The organism is Acidisoma sp. S159 (assembly GCF_009766125.1).
GTDB lineage: Bacteria > Pseudomonadota > Alphaproteobacteria > Acetobacterales > Acetobacteraceae > Acidisoma.
This window is the reverse complement of record NZ_LMUG01000032.1, coordinates 524,005-541,876: the sequence shown is the minus strand read 5'-3', so window position 1 is coordinate 541,876 and position 17,872 is coordinate 524,005. Positions and strand designations below refer to the sequence as shown.

Genomic DNA, 17,872 nt, shown 5'->3' with positions numbered 1-17,872 from the left:
CCCGCAACGGTGTGGGCAGGGCTTCCGAGCGACCGCTTGATTGCTTCGCGGCGCAACCCGCAAGCTAACATCCACAAGCCAGCGAGCCCGAGACATGTCCCGCCACGAACGAATCACCGCCCGGTTGAACGAGGCTTTCGCGCCAACTCAGTTGAATGTGCAGGATGACAGCGCGCTCCACGCCGGTCATTCCGGCGCTCGTGCCGGTGGTGAGACGCATTATACCGTGACCATGGTTTCCGCCGCCTTCGCGGGCAAAAACCGCGTTGCCCGCTCGCGGGCGGTACATGAGGCTTTGGCTGAGGAACTCGGCTCCGGCCTGCACGCCCTGGCCCTCGTGTTGCGCGCTCCGAGTGAGGGGGAAACCTCCGCCGTCTGATCTCGCTTCCTTCGGATGGCCTTCCGAGGCTAGCATCGCGCATGTCAGCCGTGACGATGGACGAAACCGATCGGGCGATCCTACGCCTCATCGCGCGCGACGCATCACTCTCCCTCGCCGAGATCGCGGCCGAGGTGAAGCTTACGCCCACGCCGTGTTGGAAGCGTATCCGGAGGCTGGAGCGCGACGGGGTTATCAAGGGCCGGGTCGCGGTGCTGGACCAGCAGGCCCTCGGGCTGCCGGTGTCGGTCTTTGTCTCGGTTGAGACTTCCGATCATTCGGCCGATTGGTTGAAACGCTTCGCCGAGCTGGTGGCGGCCACGCCGGAGATCGTCGATGCCTGGCGCATGAGCGGGGATGTCGATTACCTGCTGCATGTCGTGGTGTCCGATATCAATGCCTATGACGCATTTTACCGCCGGTTGATCGGTGCGGTGGCCTTGCGCAACGTGACCAGCAGGTTTGCTATGGAACGCATCAAGGCTGGAACGTTGCCAGTTTGAATGAATACACGTCGGATGATGTGGTTTAGGTGCCGCGACGCATGCTAAATTGGCGCAGGCTTCGAACAGTCTTCCGAGCATGGAGAGAGCGGCTGACCGAGTTTCCCGAGACCTCAGACCTTGCCTCTGGCCTGCGCGCGGCGCTGGCCGCCGTGGGCACGCTGCCGGACAAGGAAATCGACCTTGCGGGGACGGCGTTGTTGTTCGCGCGGCTGGACGCGCCCGACGCGGACTGGCGTTCCGCCCAGCGTCACCTCTCTGTCGTCGCGCGTGAAGCGGCGGAGGTCGCCCGTTGGGCCGGTGGCAGCGCCGCTGCCCAAGCCGAGGCGCTGGCCGGGGTGCTCGCCTGCCGCCACGACTATAGCGGCGACTACGAGAATTATGACGATCTCGCGAATGCCAACCTGATCCACGTGATCGCCCGCCGGCGTGGCCTGCCCATCAGCCTCGGCATCATCTGGCTGCATTGCGCCGAGGTGGCTGGCTGGGACTGCTATGGGCTCGATTTCCCGGGCCATTTCATTCTTGGGCTGGAAGGCGAGGACGGGCAGACCATCCTCGACGTTTTCGCCGGCGGCCAGACGCTGGACCAGCAGGACCTCACGGAGTTGCTGACGCGGGTGCAAGGGCGCCGGACGCGGCTTGTGGCGAGCAGCTTCCAGCGGCGGCGGATGGGCAAGCGGGATGTGCTGTTGCGGCTTCAGCGCAATATCGCTCACCGACGTTACAAGGCGGGCGACGCTGTCGGCACGCTGCGTTGCGTCGAGGATATGCTGCTGATCGCGCCGGACGGGATTGCCTTGTGGCAGGAGGCGGCGGCGCTCAACCAGCAACTCGACCAGATGGCGGCGGCGCTGCGCTGCATGGGACGGGTGGTGGATCTGGCGCCGCCGGGCGCGGATGCGGCTCATGCCCGTGCCGCGATCGCGGAGCTGCGCGGGCGGCTGCACTAGGTTTGAGGCGCGTTAATCCTGTTCGATCGCGCCCCGGGGTCCGTCATGGCACGCGAAGGCGTGCCATCCACGCCTTGCCTATGTAGAGCGGGCAAGGCGTGGATGCTCGGCCTGCGCCGAGCATGACGTGGAGACTATGCTGAAGGATCGCACGCAGCGGCGAACCGCGCCTCGTCAGTCGGCGGCGAGCGCCATCTGGCGGCGGGCCATTGTCTGGCGGACGTATTCCTCGGTCTCCTGGCCGATGCGGTCGGCGTGGTGGGCGAAGACGTGGTCGGCGCCCTCATAGACGCGATAATCGATCGAGACGCCCTTCTGGGTGTTGAGCTTGTCGACCAGCTTCCGGACGCCGGGCTCGGCCACCATCTCGTCGGCATCGCCATGAATGAGCAGGCCGCCGGTTGGACAGGGGGCGAGGAAGCCGAAGTCGTAATGCGTCGCCGGGGGCGCCACGCTGATCCAGCCCGAGATCTCCGGCCGGCGCATGAGCAGCTGCATGCCGACGAAGGCGCCAAATGAATAACCGGCGATCCACAACCCGCCGGAATTCGGATTGACCGCCTGCATCCAGTCGAGCGCGCCCGCCGCATCGCTGATCTCGCCGATGCCGCCATCATAGCGGCCCTGGCTGCGGCCGACGCCCCGGAAGTTGAAGCGCATCACCGAGAAACCTAGGCGCTGGAACGCCTGGAACATCGAATAGGTGATGCGATTGTTCATCGTGCCACCGTGCATAGGGTGCGGGTGCAGGACGAGCGCGAGAGGCGCCCCGGTCTCCTTGCTGTGGTGGTAACGGCCTTCCAAGCGGCCGTCCGGCCCGGCGAACATCACTTCAGGCATGGCGCTGCAACCTATCCTTCAAGCATTTCGGCCCCCCGGTTCGCCGGAGGGTCATTCACGTCCCAATCACGTCCCGCACTGTCATCCGCCGGCTTGACCCGCGCCTTCGCCAAAGCCCCGGCAGCTGCCCCGCTTCCGACCGGCGCCGCTATGGCACTCGATGGAGGGACAGGAGACATCCGCTATGCGGGCATTGACCCCCGAAGGAGCGACACCTAGCTTCGCGAGGCTTAGAGGAAGAGGGGTTAAGACGGGCGGTGAACTGGCAGATAATGCCGGCCTCCGTCCCGACAACGCTTCGTACATCTAGGGCTGACATGATAATAGGTCGCCCCTCCTTCGGTTTCATACGGAAATTGTCGCATGGCCTTCATGTTTTTGCGGGAAAGCATTCAGGCCTACCGGGAACGCGATCCGGCGGCGCGCTCGAACGTCATGGTTTTCTTTTGTTATCCCGGACTTCACGCCGTCATTTGGCATAGGCTGGCGCATCGCCTTTGGACATCCGGCGCTTTTTTCCTCGCTCGTTTCGTTTCGCATCTCGGCCGGTGGCTGACCGGTATCGAGATTCACCCTGCCGCTCGTCTTGGCCGCCGGCTTGTCATCGACCATGGCATGGGCCTCGTCATCGGCGAGACGGCCGAGGTCGGGGATGACGTGACGCTCTATCATCAGGTGACGCTTGGTGGCGTCAGCCTCGGCCATGGAAAGCGCCATCCGACGATTGGCAACGGCGTCATCGTCGGCGCCGGGGCGAAAGTGCTGGGAGCCATCACGCTGGGTTCCGGCGCCCGGATCGGCGCCAATGCGGTGGTGATCGAATCCGTGCCAGCGGGCCTGACCATGGTAGGCATCCCGGCGCGGCCGGTCGATCGCCAGCACCGTGCGCCGGCCTTCGAATCCTATGGCACACCCTGCGACGAGCTGGTCGATCCGCTGATCCGCGAGATCGAGGGGCTGCGGGCGGAACTGTCGGACCTCGAACTTCGCGTCGCCCGCATGGCGAGCAATGACATGCCGCTCCGCACCTCGGCACGGCGGGAAAGCGCGGGCAAGGCCGACGCCGATTGACCTATCTGGACGCCAACGCCACCGAACCGTTGCGGCCTGCCGCGCGGGAGGCGGCGCTCGCGGCGCTGGATCGGCTGGGCAATCCGTCCTCGATCCATCGTGACGGCCGGGCCGCGCGCGCGGCCCTGGAGGAAGCGCGGGAGGCGATCGCCGGCCGCTTCGGCGGGTTGCCACGACATCTAGTCTTCACCTCCGGCGGTACGGAGGCCAATGCGCTCGCGATCCATGGGCTCGGGCGCGGCCGCCGCCTGCTGCGGGGTGCGACGGAACATGCGGCGGTGATCGCCGCGGCGGGCGAGGCGGCCGTCGTGCTGCCGGTCGATGCGGAGGGTGTCATCGACCTCGATGCACTCGCGGCCGCGCTGGATGCGGCAACGGGACCGGCGCTGGTCTGCGTCATGCTCGCCAATAACGAGACAGGCACCATCCAGCCAATCGCGGAGATCGCTGCCGTTTGCCACGCGCGGGGCGCCCGGCTGCATGTCGATGCGGTTCAGGCGGCCGGGCGAACCGCCGTCGATATGGCGGCGCTCGGGGCCGACAGTCTCGTTCTTTCTGGACACAAGATGGGCGGGCCGATGGGCGCGGGCGCCCTGCTACTGGCTCCGGAGGCGGCGGCCGATCTCCTTCCCCTCATCGCGGGCGGTGGCCAGGAGCGCGGGTTGCGTGGCGGCACGCCAGCCTTGCCTGCCATCGCGGGCTTTGCGGCGGCCACGCTGGATGCCGAGCCTGCCGACAGAGCCCGCCTCGTCGCGCTGCGTGCCCGGATCGAGGCGGCGGCTGTCGCGGCGGGTGCCAGGATCTGTGGTGGCGGTGCTCCTCGCCTGCCGAATACGACTTGCCTCGCGCTCCCGGGAGTCCGTTCGGAGGCACAGGTCATCGCTTTGGACCTTGCGGGCGTCTCGGTCTCGGCCGGGGCCGCTTGCAGTTCCGGCAAGGTGGCGCGCAGCCATGTGCTGGAGGCCATGGGGCTGGGCGATGTGGCCGGGCAGGCGATCCGCGTCTCGCTGCCGTGGAACGCCACGGCCGAGGATGTCGCGGCCTTCGCGCGGGCCTATGAGGCTCTGGCCTCCCGCGCCCTTCGCCGGGCGGCCTGAGCAACGCCGGCTGCTTGCGCAACCTCGAGTGACGAACTACCTCCGCCTCTCCCGGACTGAAGGACTGACGAGCCGATGCCCAAGATGACCTTCGTCGAGCGCAACGGAAAGGCGCGCGAAGTGGACGCGCCGCTCGGCCTGTCGGTGCTGGAAGTCGCGCATAAGCACGACGTCGATCTGGAAGGCGCCTGCGAGGGCTCGCTTGCCTGCTCGACCTGCCATGTCGTCATCGATCCCGCCTGGTTCGAGCGGCTGACCCCGCCGACCGAGGACGAGGAAGACATGCTCGACCTCGCCTTCGGGCTGGAAGAGACCTCCCGGCTCGGCTGCCAGATCGTGATGACCGAGGAACTCGACGGCCTAGTGGTGCGGCTGCCCGCCGGGACACGCAACGCACAGAGTTAGGACGCCGGACACTTTACCGGCGATTTCCGCCGAGAGGTCGTTTCGGCTGCGCCCTTAGCGCGGCGGCGTGGCTGTTTCCTTCTTGTCCCCTCCCTGGCGCCCAGTGGGCTCGCCGCCGCCACGGCCGCGATTTAGCCGTCGCAAAAAAGCGCCGCGCCGCGGGGCCCGTCACCACAAAAAGCGGCAAGCCTCGATCCCGAAAGACCTCATGGAGCGTGAGCGTTCCCGGCATTGAACTCCGGGGCCGTGAGAGGAAAAGGGGCGGCTGCGTTGAATTTCATGGACAAAAACCTTACGAAGATATTTCGTAATCGTGAACTTTTGATCTCGATAACGTTTTTGCCTTCGCAGGTCCGAGCAACGGTGCCGCAAGGCGTCCAGGAAAGGTGAACCTCCGCCATGGCCTTCACGCCGCAACACCGGCTCAGTCGAAACCAGCTCAGTCTGACGGCGATCATCGCCTCGACCCTGGCCAATATCGCTCCTGCCATGGGCTTCTTCTTCGGCTTTGGGCTGATCGTGGCCGGTGCAGGGGTCGCGGCGCCGATCACCCTCATCGTCGCGATGGTGGTGATTCTGTTCCTCTGCAACACCCTGGCCCAATTCTCCCGCTACCGCCCGAGTGCCGGGTCCTTCGTGACCTTCATCGGCATGGCCTTCGGCCCCGTCTCGGGCGCCGCCGCATCGATCTTCGTCGTGGTCGGCTACTGCATCGCGGCGTCCTCGGTGGTCGTGATCTCGGGCGGCTGGGTACATGACACGCTGAAGCTGTTCCTCGGCATCAGCGTTCCCTGGCAGATCATCTCGATCCTATGCACCGTCATCGTCGGGCTTTTGGTGTCACGCGGGATCAGCCTCTCGACCAAATGGGCGGCGGTTTTCTTCTACTTCGAGACCGCGCTGTTGCTGATCGGCGCGATCGTCATGCTCTGGGTCAATCGCGACGCTATGACCCTCGACCCCTTCCGCTGGTCGCATCTGGCCGGTGGGCTGAAGGGCATCGGCCTTGGTTTCCCGCTCGCGATCTATCTCTTTATCGGCTGGGAAAATTCAGCGACGCTGGCCGAGGAGGCGGAGAATCCGCGCCGCAATGTGCCGCGGGCGCTGATCGTCGGCACCATCGCCTGCGGCCTCGTCTACCTGTTCATCGCCTATGCGGTGGAGACCGCTTTCCACAACAATGCCGACGCCATCGGCAAGTCCACGATTCCCTTCATCGACGCGATCAAGGCCTCGTACGGCGCCTTGCTCATCGTCGCTTATCTCGCGGGTATCACCAGCATCTTCTCCTGCCTCATCGGCCTGACCAATGGCCAGTCCCGCATTCTGTTCAATTCGGGGCGTGAGGGATTACTGCCGGCGTTCTTCGGCAAGATCCATCCGCGTCACAAGACGCCGCATGTCGCGATGTGGATCTATATCGCGGTCGCCTGCCTGATCGTTCTGGTCTTCGGCACGCAAACGGATCCCGTCACGCTGTTCGGTGAAACTGGCACGCTGGGAACCATCCCGGTCGTCATCACCTATCTGATCACGAACATTGCGCTGCCGGTCTATATGCTTCGCTACCACCGCGAGGATTTCAACGTCCTCACGCATCTGATCATCCCGGTGCTTGGCACGGTGCTGATGCTGTTCCCGCTGTGGGGCCTTATCGAGCCCGGTCAGCCGGCGCCGTTCAACTACTTCCCGTGGCTGTCGCTGGCGCTGCTGCTGATCTCGATCCTCTACGGCATCATCCTGGCGCATCGTTCGCCGGACCTGGTGCAGCGGATCGGGTCTTACGTGGCTGACGAAGAGTATTGAGGGAAGCGGTAGACCGGCACGTCATGCTCGGCGAAGGCCGAGCATCCACGCCTTTGCTTACGTGACGAAGGCAAGTCGTGGATGGCACGCCTTCGCGTGCCATGACGGATCCAGGAAAGCCGAGCGGCCTACCCGAAGGCGCCGACCTCGTGGCTCACCGCCGCGCTGATCTCGCGGACCAGCGCGAAGTAGCGGTGGATGGGGCGGAAAATCTCGGCATGTTCCCGTGCGTAGGCGGAGGCATTGGGCGAGGTGCCGGGTTCGCCGAAATCGGTGCCCGAAGTGTCATCCGGCGCGCTTGGGAAGATGCGTTCGAGCGTCGCCATGGCGGCCGGGACGTCGAGCCGCAATAGCCGCTGCTGCAGACCGCCCCGCATCACCCCCATGCGCGGCGCGAAATCCGGGATCGTCGCGGTCAGGATCCAGATGCGGTGAATGCAGGCGAGGCGGAGGGTGTGGAGCAGCAACTCGCGCTCCGCCATCGCGGGTGCCTCCGGCCAGGCGGCGCGCAGGGCGAGGTGGTCGCTTTGGATACGGCGGAACATCGCCGTGACCTCGGCCCAGATGCCGAGCCTCTCAAGACCGCCGGCGACCGCGATCAATGCCTCCCGCCGCCCTGGAATGCGGCTGTGCCCGGCGCGGTCGAGCCAGATACCGGGGTCGAGCGTCTCGACCACCGCGCGCAGCACGTCGAGATGCGAATGGGCAAGGCCATGGGTCGCGAGGTCGAGCGCGCGGCGGAAGCGCGGGCTGGTGCGGCGTAGCTCAGCGACCGCATCGGGATGCCGGCTGACGGCCAAACCCAGACCCTGCAAAGTATTCGCGCACCAGCCAAGTTGCTGGAGGATCGCGTTGTTCGGGATCGCCCGCAATTCGCGCGGGTGGCTGATGACGCTGACGACCGAGGCGCCGTCGCTTTGCCGGGCAGCCGGGCGGGAACCCGTGCGGTCGATCAGCGCCGGGCCGAAGGCACCGAGCATGGCGGCGTAGCCGGGATCCTCGACCAGTTCCTCCATGCTCGACCGCATGGTGGCGAAGAAGTCGGCGGCGAAGTCGGGGTCGGCGTAGATCGGATCGTCGCCCTCGGCTATGGCGCCCATCGCGAACTCGGCGACGCGCAGGATGGTGCAATGGGCGAGTTCCGGCGTGCCGAACAGCAGATAGCCGTCGCCACCCTGAAAGGCGGATTCCTCGCGGAAGGCGATGCCCGCGCTCTCAAAAGCCCGCCGCCCGACGGCCGGGGAGAGATAGGACAGGCGATCATGCATCGAGGCGGGATGGGCGCCGCGGCCGATGCTCTCGCCGTGGGTGTCGAAGAGCACGATCTCGACATCGCGCAAGCCGTGTTTGACCATCGCCTCGCAGAGCTTGAGGCGCAGCCGCTCGATCAGGTAGGTCGCCGCGACCTGGCCGACATAGCGGCCGGAATCCGAATAGCCGAACTGGACGCAGAGCCTGCCGAGACCGCGCAGATAGGCGCGGTAATGCGGGCTGCGCAGTGCCTCCTCGATGATCCGGCCGCCCTGCGCGAGTGCCTCGGCGGTCTCGAAGAGCGGGCTGATCTCGACATGCTTCTCGATGCCGAAGAGGCGGGCGAAGTAGAGGGCGCTGAGGAGGGTATAGCCGGTCTCGGTCTCGGCGATGAGGAAGCGCACCGGACTCACGGCGTCGATGTGCTTGACCATCTGGGCGACGGTCATCATCAGGCGCGCCGCGGAGGCCTGCTCGGCCATCAGAGTGCCGAAGTTGATCGCCTCCGGCTTGACGGTCTCCAGTGCCGTATTGATGGCGCCGAGCAGCACGCGGCGACGCGAGGGGTCGGCCGGTGGGTCGGCGAGGCCGAGGCGCTGGCGGACCGCATTGTGCAACTGGGCGGAGTTCAGCCGGACATGGGTATGGGCGAGGCCGAGGCCATGCGAGACAAGACCGGCGCGCACGACAAGGAGCGCGCGCTTGCCAGCCTCGTCGGCCGCCGCGATGGCAGCGGGAAACAGCGCGAGAAGCGGTTCGGGCGAGGTGAGGGCGGCCTCGCGCTCTCCCACCAGCGATTGCGCGAAGGCGGCGACCTGCTCCGCCTCCGGCTCGCTTGGACAAGCGCCGAGTTGTGCCATGGTGGCGGTGATTGCCTGGCGTGCTCGCTCCAGAATGGCCTGGCCCCCAGGCTGGTCGAGAAGCCCTGCCTCCACGCGCTGGAGTTGATAGAGCTTCATCCGCAGGCGCAGACGTAGAGTGTCCCACCAGCCGATATCGGTGCGGCCGTCGGTATCGTAGCCGACCCAGGTCGCCAGGGTGATCGGGCGGGGCGCCAGATCGAGCCAGCGGCCGTTCCACACGGTCTGGGCGACGTCGAGGATCGCGCCCGTGAGGGTGTCGATCGCATCCCGGCCGCGCGCGATGGCGGCGTGGGCCTGCGCGAACTCCTCTTCCAAGGTAATGGGCGCAGGGCGATGGCTGGTGAAACAGGCGTTGCTTTCGCGGCCGGATGCGGCCTCCGCGAGCGTTGCCGAAATCGGGGCTGGTAGAGAGAAGGTGGGATGGGCCGTGAAAACGGCGGAGAAGCGTGTGCGTTCCACCGCGCGGCGGAACTGCGCGAAGGGGATCGCGCTATCGGCGGGATCGGGCCGCACCACGCGGGCCGCCAGTTGCGCCATCTCCTGCTTGGGGTCGGCGCCGGGCGTGAGGCCTACATAGGCGGCAATGCGTTTGGCCCGATCGCGGAACGCCTCATCGCGTAGCCAGCATACAAGGCCATGCAGGGTCGGCTCATCCAGCAGCCCCTGGTCGATGCGCCGGGAGATCGTAAGCGCCATCGTCATCACAGGATTACTGAAGGGATCCTCGGCGCCGCGTTCCAGAGCCTCTCTAAGATGACTCAGCAGTTCCTCGGCAAGGGCGTCGGCACCCAGTGCGGGGTCAGCGAGGGTGGGGTCGGAGGTCTGATGATCGGGCATGCCGCTATTGTGCACTGCAACGAAGCCAGGACAACAAGTTCCTGACGGAAGCCGAGTTTTCTCTCCGAAGGGCGTACGGGCCGGGGCATTGGGCCGCCTCTTGATCCGCGAGTTGGGCTCCCGTAAGAAGGCGCCGTTCGCCCCACGGGGCGCCGGCCGCGAATGTCCCGTTCGTCTAGAGGCCTAGGACGTCGCCCTCTCACGGCGATAACACCGGTTCGAATCCGGTACGGGATACCAATTCATCTGACGTTATCGCCGCGGCCTCCTGCTCGCTTGAGAACCTTTCGCGCCCGAGCAGCACTCCGAGTACCAGCGACTGAAGTGCGATTCGAGGCCATCCTCTCGGGCAAAATCGTGCTGCGGGATCTGCTCCGTAGCGTGGCGCCGGTTTCGCGCTTTCAAGGCTAACTTCGAGTAAGAATAACGGTTTACGGAACTTGGGCTAACGAGACCGTAGCGATATCGGAACGACATTAATGCCCGGATCTCACTAAAACGTGAGAATCGAGCGGGCTGAGGTGGGAAAAGCCGAAATATGTCGCGAAAAATGTTCCAAATTTAGGATAATAGCCATAATTATGCACAATGCCGATTGCCCAAACCGACCATCCAATAAACGAAGCATTAATGCCTTTTTAAGATATACGTGAACCAAAAAGCGCGAAAAAGCGGGCACACTATCGCGGTAAACCTCAACATAAAGTTGTAGGTGTCTAAACTTTCTTTCTCGACTTCGGCATATTTGGGTTATGGTTTGGATAAGATTTGAGCAATTGATCGAAAGGACCCGATATGAGCCAGGAATTTCAACTCTCTTCCCCTCAATTTTCGCATCTGGCGTTAGCCGATGCGGCATTGGCCGATCAGGCATTGCATCTCTTTTCAGATGATGTGCCGAAATTCGAAACCATCGATCATAATTTGGACAATGATATGGCCGGGGCGCTCCGCGTAGGCTGGATCGACAGCTATTGCCTCACACGCGACTGCATGTCGAAGGCCTTCACCGAACTCTACCCGCAATTCCACATGACCTCCTTCGCCTCCGCGCAGGATTGCATCGACAACGGGAACGACGATCTCGATCTGATCATCTACTACTCTCACCGTTCGACGGAAGGTTGCCTGCAGGACACCGCGGCGATCCGTGAGGCCTTCAGCGCCGTTCGCCTGATTATCCTCTCCGACTCCGACGACACGCATCAGATCAAGGCGATCCGCAACACGCTGCAGGGCGGTGCGGACGGGTTCATCTCGACCCGCACCATGGGCCTGCCGATGGCGCTCGCGGCGATCCGCTTCGTCCAGTCGGGTGGGACTTTCGCTCCTCTCGAAGGCTTGCTGACCGATCGGCCCTCGCCCTCGATCAGTGCGCCGGAGCCTGCTTCCCCGAGCCGCCTGACGTCGCGTCAGAAGGACGTGCTCGCGCAGCTGCAGGAAGGCAAGGCGAACAAGATCATCGCCCACGAGTTGGGCATGAGCGAGAGCACCGTGAAGGTGCATGTTCGCAACATCATGCGGAAGATGGGCGCGACCAACCGTACCCAGGCGGCCTTTAAGGCGCTGAAGCTTTCCAACAGCGCGATGACGGCCCACGCCTAAGATGAGAGGGAGAGGACCTCTAGTTCACCAATCATCGGTAACTAGAGGCCTTGTCTCCGCCCCACTACAAAGTATTTTAGCTTTCTAAGTATTATTCAGTCGGGCCGTGCCAAACGGCCCGACAATGAAGACGCTGCACTATCAAAGTGATCTATCCCTCGTGCCAAATAGACTACGGCACTCCACTAGTTGCGATATTGCTCATTTCGGTTCACCGCGCGACTTTCCGGCTGTGGCGATCAGCGTGGTGGACGTCCTGTCGTTCACGCTGGAGACCGAATCAATCGAAATGAGTGTGGAATATGCCTGCAACGCTAGACTGGACCACGACCGATACAAGAAGCCGCCGGTTTGATCAGTTCGGGAACGAGTCGTGCCGCGCTGCCTCGATGCCGATGCGCGGCATCTCGCTATGAGAGTGGCTTACATCTTCGTCACTGATAAACGGGGTTACGAGTTGACACAGCATTCCGCTGTATCGCTCGCGCTTTCGCAGCCCACGCATTGCGACATCCACGTCTTTTGCTACCAGTTTCTCCCTAAATCCTCGACGCTCTTTAGCGCGGCGCTCAACAAGCTAGGGTCGAAACTGACGCTCAGCAGCATCAGCGATCCAACCGTGGAGCATCATCCCGCACGTGGTCGTGTGACGACTCCGACCCTCCTGAAACTGGCGGCCGCCAATACGCTGGTCGATCGCTATGACCGGATCGTCTATCTCGACAATGACATCCTGGTATTCGACGAGCTGAAGATCGCGAGCATAAATTTCGGGCTCGCTCCAATCGCCGCCGTCGTCGATATGGATCTGAGTGCCAACGGCTCGCTCCGCAATTCGACCTGGGCGACGGGGCGAAGCGGCACCGACGAGATCGGGAACTACTTCAACGCCGGGATGATCGTCTTCGCGACACGAAACTGGCGCTCGTCGTATCTCGAAACCTATGCTGCGGCGCTCGAGGAGCACGCAAAGAGCTGCCGCTACAAACTCAACTGCACATCGGTCGATCAATGCGCGATCAATATGACTTTCGCGAACTTGTGGGTGAAGCTTCCGGCCAAACACAACATGCAGGCCGGAACCAAATTCACCAGATCCTGGAAGACGGCCGCGGTGAGGCACTATTGCGGTGGGCGAAAGTTCACGCCGGTATCGCCTTTCCGCAACGATAGAAGGGATGTCGTCCATCTGAACCGAATCAGGAAACTGCTCGGCCTTCGGAAAACGCGATTTCCCATTGCTTACGAGATCATGTTTCGCTTGAACGTCGCCCGGCAATACCGGGATGCCACCGATATGCGGCGCTTCCTGGCCGCGGTCCATACCCATGACAGTGTGACGCTGCGGCGCGATGCCGTGGCCATAGCTGCGGAGAAAGCCGATGTCACCGGCATCGCCGCCTAGACATGCAATGACACTCCGTTCAAGCAAGGTGCCGCGATTGCAGTGTTCAGAAGTTTTACAACCACTACTCGCAACTTCTCCAACCGCGGTGGCAACGGTAACCACTAAGTCGTATTCGCGTTAACTTCACTTCCTGCGACGCGAACATGGGTCTAATCTGTAAATGCATTGACTTCAATGCGCCTGGGAGTGGCTACCAATGAAGCACCAGAAGGATATTGTGAGCGTGCCTACTACCCATGGCTCCATGTTCATCCAGTCCGATCGGCTTACGCATTCGGGAGCGAAGATTACGGAAACGCAAACTTCGAAATTCGACACCCCCTTCCATGTGTTGCCGACCAAGGCAGCGCCTTCGGATCCCGAGCGCCTTCGTGTCGCGTGGGTCGATATTTATCGGCTGACTCGGGAATGCATCATGAAGGCTTTCATCGAGGTTCAGCCCGCTTTGGCGATGATGCCCTACGCGACCGCGGAAGAATGTATCGCGGACGCGGCGCCCAGCCTTGACCTCATCATCTACCACTCCCATGCGCTGGATACCTCGTCGCTCCAGAGCATCGCGGCACTCCATCACGCCTTTTCGGCGGTCCCTCTGATATTCCTGTCGGATTCGGATGACGCGCACCAGATCAGAACGATCCGCGAAACCTTGAAGAGTGGCGCGCATGGCTTCATCTCGACGCGCACCACGGGCATATCGATGGCCTTCGCCGCGCTCCGCTTCGTGAAGGCCGGAGGAACGATCGCGCCGCTCGACCTGCTGCTGACGGAACGGCCGGTCCGCGTAATCGAGCCGGAGGCCGCGCCCTCCGACCGCCTGACGCTGCGCCAGATGGCAGTCCTCGCGCATCTGCAACAGGGCAAGGCGAATAAGATTATCGCGCATGAACTCGGCATGAGCGAGAGTACGGTCAAAGTCCATGTCCGGAACATCATGCGCAAGATGGGCGCGACGAACCGGACGCAGGCCGCATTCAAGGCCCGGACCAACCCCTCCGGTCGAGAGATCAGGGTGACCGCGACCGATTGAACGTGCCGCATTTTAACCGCGCCTGGAGCGTGCCAAATTGGAGGCGACGATGCTTGCCATTAGCCGTGGCCTCAAACGTTCGCTGACCGACAGCTATCTCGCCGGCAATGCCGAGCTGATCCGCCGCATGCTGCGCGGACGCTCTGGCGGTCGCGATTTCAGCCGAGTCGTGATCGTGGCGGCACTCGCGCGGCACAACGGCATCACGCGGGGTGCCTATTTGCAGTGGGAAGCGCTCCGGCAAATCGGCGTTGAGACCGAACTGGTCGATGCGACGCCGGCACTCCGCAATCCGCTTTACCGTATCCGCCATCAGCCGGGCTCGGCCTATGTGTTCCATACCGGCGGACCGCAGACCGCGAGCCTGGTCGGCAGTGTGCTGCCGCATGCAGCTTCGGCCTATCGCATTGCCTATTGGGCGTGGGAATTGCCCGATCCACCCCAGGATTGGGGCGGCTGCGACCGCAATGTCGAGGAAATCTGGACGCCCAGCGCTTTCTCCCAGGCCAGTCTTGCCAAGATCGTGCAGCGTCCGGTTCATGTCGTGCCACACTATCTGCCGCCGCACCCCGCGCGGAAGCGGGACAGCGCCGAGCCATTCACCGTCCTGACCATGGCGGATAGCCGATCGAGCTTTTCGCGCAAGAATCCTGAGGGCGCGGTGCGGGCTTTCCGACGCGCTTTCGGAACCTCACCCTCCGCCCGACTCATTCTAAAGTTGTCCGGCAGGGACGAGGAACTCAAAACCTTTGAAGGCGCGCTGGGCCACGAGCTCCGCGGTGACAATATCGAGGTCGTCCGGGATTATCTGGATGAGGCCGGTCTCGCAGCCCTCTATCGGCGCGCCGATGTGCTGCTGTCGCTGCACCGCGCGGAAGGCTTCGGGTTGCCGATGTTGGAGGCGATGGCGCATGGCATTCCGGTTGTCGCCACCGGATGGTCGGGAAACCTCGAATTCGCGGATGCCACGAATACACTACTGGTACCGTATCGGCTCGTCGCGGTGAGCGATCCTGCCGGCATTTACAGCGGAAGCACCTGGGCTGAGCCGGATCTGGAAGCCGCCGCCCAGGGCCTGCGGCGTTTGGCGGAAGCGCCGGCATTTTACGCTGCGCTCGCGTCGGCCGCGCATCGCGGTGTTGTTACCGCGACGCCGCGCTTTCCGTTCGAGTCTCAACGCGCGGTTGCGCAATACGCTGCCGCATCCTAAAGCGTGATCCACAGCCAAAATACGGGTCAGAAAATCTGCCCCACAGCAATTCTCAGGCGCGAATTGGAGCGCCTGAGCGGCCGCGGCTCACGCCACGGGCTGAATCGTGCTCAAAATTTTATAGCTGGCCTCATTACCTCACCCAAACTCGGTAGTAGTCGTATGGCTCTTGACCACAGGAATGATCGAACGGGGCGAGCCAAGAGTGGTAGTGAGAAAGCTATCAACCGCCGGCTATCGGTCGGTCGTCGGCAAGGTATGGCAAAGTCATGAATGACAGGATGATTCAACGGCCTTTCGAATCCGCTCCGCCGGACGTCTATGCGTCGGCGATGGATGCGACGGCAAGATTAGAGCCCGCCGCGGTTCCTCTCGGGCGTGCAGGACTTATCCTGCGTCGCCATTTCTGGGTGATCCTTCTGACCTTCGCCGTCGGCGTCGGACTGACCGGAGTGGTCGTCAAGGGGATGACCAAACGCTACACGGCCGAGGCGCAGATTATCATCGAGCCCCAGCGGACTCAGGTGAGCGACCTGCAGGCCATATCCTCCGATTCGACTGACGTGAGCGGCCTGGTGAGAACGCAGATTGACATTCTCAGCTCGCCGGCCTTGGCGGTGGGCGTCGTCAAGGCGCTGAAGCTCACCAAGAATGAGGAGTTCGCGCCACATCACGTTGGTCTCATGACCCGCGCGATGGATTACCTGCAACAGATTACCGACCAGCCGCCAAGGGCCACGCCGCAGACGTCGAACGAAGACGCCATTGACATAGCGGCCGCGATCCTCGGCACCAAGATCAGCTTCGGCAACGAAGTACGGTCGAGCCTGCTGAGCGTCGCGGTAACGACCCATGATCCCAAGCTCAGCGCGATGATCGCCAATGAAATCGCGAAACAATACCTCGCGTTCAAGGTGCAGGAAAAGTTCGCGGCGATGCAGCGCGCCCATGATTGGCTTCAGGGTCAGGTCGCATCCCTTGCCGACCAGGTTCGGGCGGATGATCTCGCGGTTGAAAGCTATCGCCTGGGACATGGACTGGGCGAAGAGTCCCCGAACGACGCCGCGAGTGGCGGCGGATGGACGGCGACCGTCAATCGCCAGCAGCTCGACGAACTCAGCCATGAACTCATCCAGGTTTCACGTGACCGTGCCGAGAAAGAAGGCGAGCTCATTCAGGCGCAGCTCGCTCTGCGCGGTGGCGGCGCGTTGACCACCAGCACCCTGCCTTCCGTTCTGGTCTCTCCCGTGGTTGCGGGGCTGATCAGCGAGACGGCATCGATTGCTGGCCGCGAGTCGCAGCTCTCCGCGACGCTGGGTCCGAACAATCCTCAGCTCGTCGCGATCCGGGCACAGCTCGCCAGAATGCAGGCAAAAACCTCGCAACAGATGTCCAACGTGGCCGGCAGTCTCGCGAGCCAGGTTGACGCGGCACGCTCGCAAGAAACGTCGCTGACGAAACGGATGGAGCAGCTGCGCAGTGCGGTGAGCAAGGAAAATTCCGCCGAGCTTGGCCTCCAGACTCTTGAGACGAAGGCACGGGCGACACGGAACATCTATGAGAGCTTCCTCAGCCGCGCCGCGCAGCTTGCGAACGTCGCGGGTATTCAGGAGCCCGACGCCTCGCTGGTTTCGGCCGCCGAGCCGCCGCTCGCTCCATCGGCGCCGAAGGTTACACGCCTGCTTGCTCTTGCCTCGGCTCTCTCGCTTGCCCTCGGTGTGATCTTCGCTGTCGTGATTGAGCGGCTACGCGGAGGCTTCAGCCTGCCGGAGCAAGTCGAGGGTATCCTCGGCCTGCCGCTCCTCGCGCTGATGCCGAAGGTGCGGGTGAATACGCTGCGCCGCCGCCGCAAGGGCCGTGCTGCGGCTGCGATGGGCGCTTCGCTCGACAGGCTGCGCGGCCAGATGCGGGTGCTCGGCGAGGATCGTCCGAAACTCGTGATGGTGACTTCGGCTCTGCCGAAGGAAGGCAAGTCGGTCTTTGCGGTCGAGCTGGCGCGTAACACGGCGGCTGCCGGCTGGCGTGTGCTCCTTCTCGAATGCGATTTCGGTTGCCCGTCGCTCGGCGATTACTTCGGCATGCAGCCTGGGCCTGGGCTTAGCGAGATCCTTTCGGGTGGCAGCCTGGGACGTACGGATAGCCTCATCCGCAAGCCGGAGCGCCATCTGCACGTCATTCTCGCCGGCGGTGTAAAGGCCGATTCGCAGGAAATGCTGGCATCGAAGCGGATGAGCGCGCTGCTCGCGACCGTTCGCTCGCAATACGACCTGGTGATCCTCGACACGCCGCCAGTGTTGCCGGTTGCCGACGCGCTCGTGCTGGCACGCCAGGCCGATGCGACGCTGGCAGTCGTGCGCTGGGAAAGCACGTCGCGCAGCGCGGTGTCGGACGCGGTGCGGTTGCTGCGTGGCAGCGGCGCCCAGATCATGGGCGTGGTCATGACGCAGGTCGATCTTCGCACGGCGGCGATCTCGGGCGGCCGGATGTCCTACGCCTTCCGCCACTACGACGGCTACCACGCCATCCAAGCGTAACGGCGGATGAACTTAGCGATCCTTGGCATCGTTCTGGTGCCGCTCACGGGCTGCCACGCCTATCGGATGGTGGCGGCCCG

General features: G+C 63.5%; 14 protein-coding genes and 1 tRNA gene. 13 read left to right on the top strand and 2 right to left on the bottom strand.

Annotated elements, in window-relative coordinates; genetic code table 11:
- Nucleotides 1-94: 94 nt before the first annotated feature.
- Genes GSQ92_RS10375 through GSQ92_RS10365 form a run of 3 tightly spaced genes read left to right on the top strand, consistent with a single transcriptional unit; the run spans nt 95 to nt 1,835 of the window.
- The gene (locus GSQ92_RS10375; RefSeq protein WP_158801717.1) at nt 95-379 is read left to right on the top strand and encodes a BolA family transcriptional regulator; all 285 of its coding nucleotides are present in this window, start codon (nt 95-97) and stop codon (nt 377-379) included.
- Between the two features lie 41 nt (nt 380-420).
- Nucleotides 421-882 carry an Lrp/AsnC family transcriptional regulator gene (locus tag GSQ92_RS10370; RefSeq protein WP_254065502.1) on the top strand — a complete coding sequence of 154 codons (462 nt, stop codon included), beginning with the start codon at nt 421-423 and terminating at the stop codon, nt 880-882.
- A gap of 41 nt (nt 883-923) precedes the next feature.
- Entirely contained in the window at nt 924-1,835 is a 912-nt protein-coding gene (locus tag GSQ92_RS10365; protein ID WP_158801716.1) for a SirB1 family protein, read from the top strand.
- A gap of 174 nt (nt 1,836-2,009) precedes the next feature.
- Here the strand turns inward: GSQ92_RS10365 and GSQ92_RS10360 are convergent, their stop codons facing one another.
- Complete coding sequence (locus GSQ92_RS10360) at nt 2,010-2,675, bottom strand: alpha/beta hydrolase (RefSeq protein ID WP_158801715.1); 666 nt, start codon at nt 2,673-2,675, stop codon at nt 2,010-2,012.
- Nucleotides 2,676-3,038: 363 nt separating this feature from the next.
- Here GSQ92_RS10360 and cysE point away from each other — a divergent pair, with 363 nt between their 5' ends.
- The 4 genes from cysE to GSQ92_RS10340 all read left to right on the top strand — a co-directional run bounded on the left by cysE (nt 3,039) and on the right by GSQ92_RS10340 (nt 7,054).
- A complete protein-coding gene (cysE, locus tag GSQ92_RS10355) occupies nt 3,039-3,746 on the top strand; it encodes a serine O-acetyltransferase (RefSeq protein ID WP_158801714.1) in 708 nt (235 codons plus the stop codon).
- Nucleotides 3,743-4,843, top strand: coding sequence for a cysteine desulfurase family protein (locus GSQ92_RS10350; RefSeq protein WP_158801713.1), 1,101 nt, complete (start codon nt 3,743-3,745; stop codon nt 4,841-4,843). The genes cysE and GSQ92_RS10350 overlap by 4 nt, the downstream gene beginning before the upstream one ends.
- Before the next feature lie 75 nt (nt 4,844-4,918).
- The gene (locus tag GSQ92_RS10345) at nt 4,919-5,248 is read left to right on the top strand and encodes a ferredoxin family 2Fe-2S iron-sulfur cluster binding protein (RefSeq protein ID WP_158801712.1); all 330 of its coding nucleotides are present in this window, start codon (nt 4,919-4,921) and stop codon (nt 5,246-5,248) included.
- Nucleotides 5,249-5,647: 399 nt separating this feature from the next.
- Entirely contained in the window at nt 5,648-7,054 is a 1,407-nt protein-coding gene (locus tag GSQ92_RS10340) for an APC family permease (protein WP_158801711.1), read from the top strand.
- 128 nt (nt 7,055-7,182) lie between these two features.
- On the opposite strand, the gene GSQ92_RS10335 is transcribed toward GSQ92_RS10340, so the two are convergent.
- Nucleotides 7,183-10,005, bottom strand: a complete 2,823-nt coding sequence (locus GSQ92_RS10335) for a phosphoenolpyruvate carboxylase (RefSeq protein ID WP_158801710.1) — start codon at nt 10,003-10,005, stop codon at nt 7,183-7,185.
- Nucleotides 10,006-10,169: 164 nt separating this feature from the next.
- Here GSQ92_RS10335 and GSQ92_RS10330 point away from each other — a divergent pair.
- From GSQ92_RS10330 to GSQ92_RS10305, 6 genes are all read left to right on the top strand, one after another.
- A tRNA-Glu gene (locus tag GSQ92_RS10330) sits at nt 10,170-10,245 on the top strand.
- A 555-nt stretch (nt 10,246-10,800) separates the two neighbouring features.
- On the top strand, nt 10,801-11,610 hold the full coding sequence (locus GSQ92_RS10325; protein WP_158801709.1) for a response regulator transcription factor: 810 nt from the start codon (nt 10,801-10,803) through the stop codon (nt 11,608-11,610).
- Nucleotides 11,611-11,983: 373 nt separating this feature from the next.
- Nucleotides 11,984-13,015 (top strand): glycosyltransferase, encoded by a 1,032-nt coding sequence (locus tag GSQ92_RS10320; RefSeq protein ID WP_159013422.1) that lies wholly within the window; start codon nt 11,984-11,986, stop codon nt 13,013-13,015.
- Nucleotides 13,016-13,214: 199 nt separating this feature from the next.
- Entirely contained in the window at nt 13,215-14,048 is an 834-nt protein-coding gene (locus tag GSQ92_RS10315) for a response regulator transcription factor (protein ID WP_158801707.1), read from the top strand.
- Nucleotides 14,049-14,097: 49 nt separating this feature from the next.
- A complete protein-coding gene (locus GSQ92_RS10310; RefSeq protein WP_159013421.1) occupies nt 14,098-15,258 on the top strand; it encodes a glycosyltransferase family 4 protein in 1,161 nt (386 codons plus the stop codon).
- Between the two features lie 281 nt (nt 15,259-15,539).
- Nucleotides 15,540-17,792 (top strand): polysaccharide biosynthesis tyrosine autokinase, encoded by a 2,253-nt coding sequence (locus GSQ92_RS10305; RefSeq protein WP_159013420.1) that lies wholly within the window; start codon nt 15,540-15,542, stop codon nt 17,790-17,792.
- Nucleotides 17,793-17,872 lie beyond the last annotated feature (80 nt).